5 protein-coding genes are annotated in these 4,179 nt (G+C 49.0%); all 5 read left to right on the top strand.

Annotated features, from left to right (window positions below):
* The first annotated feature begins 57 nt into the window (after positions 1-57).
* Positions 58-693 carry a hypothetical protein gene (locus IGR76_09540; protein ID MBF2078745.1) on the top strand — a complete coding sequence of 212 codons (636 nt, stop codon included), beginning with the start codon at positions 58-60 and terminating at the stop codon, positions 691-693.
* 29 nt (positions 694-722) lie between these two features.
* A complete protein-coding gene (locus tag IGR76_09535; protein MBF2078744.1) occupies positions 723-1,208 on the top strand; it encodes a 2Fe-2S iron-sulfur cluster binding domain-containing protein in 486 nt (161 codons plus the stop codon).
* Between the two features lie 488 nt (positions 1,209-1,696).
* Positions 1,697-2,176 carry a phycobilisome protein gene (locus tag IGR76_09530; GenBank protein MBF2078743.1) on the top strand — a complete coding sequence of 160 codons (480 nt, stop codon included), beginning with the start codon at positions 1,697-1,699 and terminating at the stop codon, positions 2,174-2,176.
* Between the two features lie 1,107 nt (positions 2,177-3,283).
* Positions 3,284-3,967 (top strand): 4-vinyl reductase, encoded by a 684-nt coding sequence (locus IGR76_09525; GenBank protein ID MBF2078742.1) that lies wholly within the window; start codon positions 3,284-3,286, stop codon positions 3,965-3,967.
* A 5-nt stretch (positions 3,968-3,972) separates the two neighbouring features.
* Positions 3,973-4,179, top strand: a 207-nt coding sequence (locus IGR76_09520; protein ID MBF2078741.1) for a hypothetical protein, incomplete at its 3' end; no start/stop codon positions are given.

The raw sequence follows: 4,179 nt of genomic DNA, 5'->3' as shown, positions 1-4,179 counted from the left end.
AATGTAGCTGCTTCAGCCATTCTCATTAACAATTCTTATTGCGGTGACCAGGTACTTTTGCTCGTCGTACTTACTCGAGATGGTCTAGTTCACTCTAGCTTTGTCCAGGCGATCGCCAAACTCAAAGATGAACTCCAAACCGATTATGCCAATGCGATCGCCACGTTTCGTCTGTTTGCCGGAACAGCGACCCTCACGGGGCAAAGCTATCGCACTCAGCCCGGACTGGGGGTCAGCGCCCAGCCTGCTGCTGCATCTACCGGGGTGTCCAAGAATGGCACTCGCCAACCAGTTGCTCAAGCCACTGCAGGCGATGCATCTAGGGTCACATCCCGTCCACAGCCAACGTCTGTATCGATCAGCGGTCAAGATGTGCTAAATGCGCTGAATCAGATTAGCCAATTCACTCAGCAATACCTAGGGGCAACTGTTGTTTCCAACTATCTCAAATCCAGCCGTCCGGCTGTGGACTGGTTAACCCAATTTGAGATAGAGCGGACTGGTAAAGTGACCTGTGCAACATTGGGTACCCTATCTAAAGCACTGGATACCGCCCAACAACAGGCTGTTCAGCAATGGATTACCGCGTTCACCAAGCGATGCTCTATCGTCATTCGGGACTTCCCGAACTTAATTCAGCAAATTGATTTAGACGAACGTCAAAAATCGCTACTGTTCTCCCAATCCCCATAGACCCACTACTTCAGGAGATTTCCAAATTCATGGCTAAGATTGTCAAACTAGAACCCATTGGACAACAAACCTCGGTTGAAACCAATGGCAACCTCCTTTCCGTGTTGCTCAACAAAGAGCTAGATGTGTTAAAAGAATGCGGTGGTCGCGGCATGTGTGCCACATGCCACATCTACGTCCAGGACGGGATGGAGGCTCTATCCCCCATGGCGCGTCGTGAACAGCGCACGCTAGAAGTGATTACCTCCTGCAAACCCAACTCTCGCTTGGCCTGTCAGGCTCGGGTGTTGGCCAATGGTGTGGTGGTTGAACTGCCTCCTGGTATGTACGTCAACTCTCTGCAAGATATTGAGGCGTTGATTGGCCGCCGTGCCGAGCAAAATCTACTCCACCCCATTACTGGTGAAGTTCTGGTGGAGGAGGGCAAACTTATTACCCGTTCCACCATGAAACAGTTGGAAAATACACCGAGCTTCCGTGTTGGCGAGTTTTTGACTAATACTACGGATGCCTAGACGCTAGACCCTGGTTCATAAAGACCTCCGGGAGACCGCATCCCCTTGTGGGAGCGGCCATTAACTCGGGATGGAACGTTTTTGCCTGATACCAATTCTCCAAAAAACTGCTATAGCCCTGGAGAGGTCGGGGCATATTCCCCGACCGGAGGCAAAACTCCCTGATTCAATTTCCGAAATGACAGTTACGGATCCACTGAAACCGCAACACTCAAAATTGCCCTCAAAGAGCACCAAGATCCCCAGTTTCGATCGAAGCAAATGGCTCTATCAACTGCATCCTAAAAATCCAATATACAAGTCAATCAGAGCCCCCTTTATAACCCAAACCGTTGGAATTAACATCAACGTAGAGAAAAGAGTCTTTTTCGATAAAAACCTACATTTGTGTAGAGTTTTCTTGAATAAACCAGCGTATTTACCGAGGTCTTCATATTTCGCAATAGATATGCTCAACATAAGTTTATCATCAATGCTGTGGAGAGTTTATGCTAAGCCAGGTAGAACGTTTGATTCTGGAAACCGATGGTCGCTATGCACGAGATGTGGAATTGCAGTTTTTAGAGACATACGCTCAGTCCTATGCTCTCCGCTTGCGGGTTTATCGAAAACTGCAAGCCATTGAGGCTCGTATTGTTCAGGATGTTTATCAGCAATTGCGATCGCACGATCCAGCGTTGCTCATGCGTGGCGATCACGATCTATCGGCTAAGTGGAAGCAGGATACGATTCGGGTACTGCGTTACGTGTCCGTAGCGGTGCTGACAGGCGATACAGAAACGTTCCACGAACGCTTTCTGCTGTGGTTCCAAACTATTATGCGTGCCTTCAATGCTCAGCGTAGTTGCGATGCCACCTACCTGGTGATGCAAGAGGTGATGCAACGACATCTAGCTCCTGATGAGGCAAGCTTAGTGTTGCCAGTTCTAGAATTAACCCGCTCAACGTTAAGTGCAGTGGCAGCCTAGTATTGCGTCAACCCTAAAAATTAGGGTTTGTAGTGAGCGCTTCAGCGCTAAAGCGCCGACTACGAGCCCAGAGAGTCACCCTAAAATTATGTTTTGACAAAGCACGAGGTTAGGTGTCAGGGTTTCATAATTGTGGCTTCAATAAGGGTGCTGGTTCAGTCCTACTGCCGCTAGATCAGAGGTCTGTAATCAAGTGAAGTGTGCATCGCTCCGATGTATCTACCAACCCATAGGGGATTGCAGAATAGGCACCTTCGCTCAAGTGAGTCCTGCCGTTATCGCTCTTTCAAAAATTGTTGTTACAGATGGGGGTTCAGGAGGCTTTGCCCCATCAGGGAACACGGTTCCCCACCCACTCTCTCCCTCTGTAGCAGGGGTTTAGAGAATAGAGATTACTTCGTTTTTGAATAGGCGATCGCGCTATTTCAGCCATGGGAGTTAGAGGCGAAACAGCGCGAACTGATTATGGTTACCTACGGTTCCTAGATCATCCAAGCCAAGGGATAAAATTGACTTTCTGGGTCTGAGAAAAATCAATTTCATATTTTTTAGGACTTACGCAGTTGGGCGATTTTGCGCGGGTACACCCACGCAAAATCGCCCGAAAGAGTCAGGACGCCGCACGTAGTGCGTAAGTCCTGTTTTTTATAAACCGTCGGGAAGGACGGGACAAGATCAAGAGGTGCTCATAAATTCTTAAGATTGACGAAGTTTTAAGTTCAGTTGGTGCGATCGCCGCCACCCTGGGAATATTGAACTTAGCAACATGAAATGTTGTCTACCAGCCACCGCTAATTGATCGGATGATCCAATGGTTGCAGCTACCCCAGATCAACAAACTGCAAAGAGTGTCTATCGACGCTAATCGTAGTTCTGTTTTTGCGTTAATGCCGTGTGAATCGATCTAGGGCCGCATGGTTAAGGTTACCGACATCCTCAGACCACTGATTTCTACGTTGGTCGGCCTATAAGAAGCTCGGTTTTCCAGCAACCCAGCAACCTAACTCTTTTTAGATTCACGCCTATGTTGTGCGTCGGCTGGATTCGGTTCTCTGGTAATCCTCCGCATCTTCCAAGTCCTATCTCGCACCTTCGAAACCAATAATCATGGCTACAACCACGAACGATCGCCACGTCTTAAAGGCGAAACAACCCAAAAAGCATAATCACTATGGCTTCCGCGATTTCTTTCAATTCAACCCTACGGATGGCAGCATTACCGATTGGAATGGGAGCCGCAATCTGCTCAGCAGTGAAGACTTCATCATTGGCCTCATTGAAGGGCTAGAGGAAGAAGTCGGTAATGCATCGGCTGCCATTATGTACACCATTGGCTGCGAATGGGGCAAGAAAGACGCTTTCTTCTTCGAGAAATGGTTTTCTGAAGAGTTTGATCGGGATGTCCGTCAGGCCAATCTCCTCTTCTTGTTGGAAACTTGGTGGTGGCCCTTTACCTCCCAGGGCTGGGGACGCTGGGAAATTGACATGGGCGATCGCAAACAGGGCTTTATGTTCATTAACCTGTTTGACTCTGCCGTTGCCCGCACCCTAGGCGACGTGGGCAAGCCCGTTTGCCACATCTACGCGGGACTATTTGCCGGATTCTTTACTGAAATGGTGAAAAAGCAGTTGAATTGCATTGAAATCCAGTGCTACTCAATGGGCGAAACCTACTGCAAATTCCTGTTGGGCGGTCAAGATCGCATCGATGCGGCGGCATTCTGGCTGAACGAAGGTGCGACCGCTCGCGATATTGAGAAGCGGCTGCGCTCCGGGGAGAGATTGGGATGAGTACCATGACACTGATTCAACGGAACGGCTCAGCAGAAGGGGTAAACCCTTGGCTGAAAACAACGGTGCAGCAGTTTTTTCAAGATATTAATTGGGAAAATCGGGTTCAGTCTCCATCTAGTCCGTTTTCGAAACCCCAACCCCAACCGTCATCTCCTGCCGCTGCTCCATTGGCTGCAACGCCTGCGTCGCTTGACCTTACCCTAAGCGTC

Origin of the sequence: Synechococcales cyanobacterium T60_A2020_003 (genome assembly GCA_015272205.1) — a bacterium.
Taxonomy (GTDB): domain Bacteria; phylum Cyanobacteriota; class Cyanobacteriia; order RECH01; family RECH01; genus JACYMB01.
The sequence above is the reverse complement of the archived record's forward strand: the minus strand, read 5'-3'. Positions and strand labels throughout refer to the sequence as shown.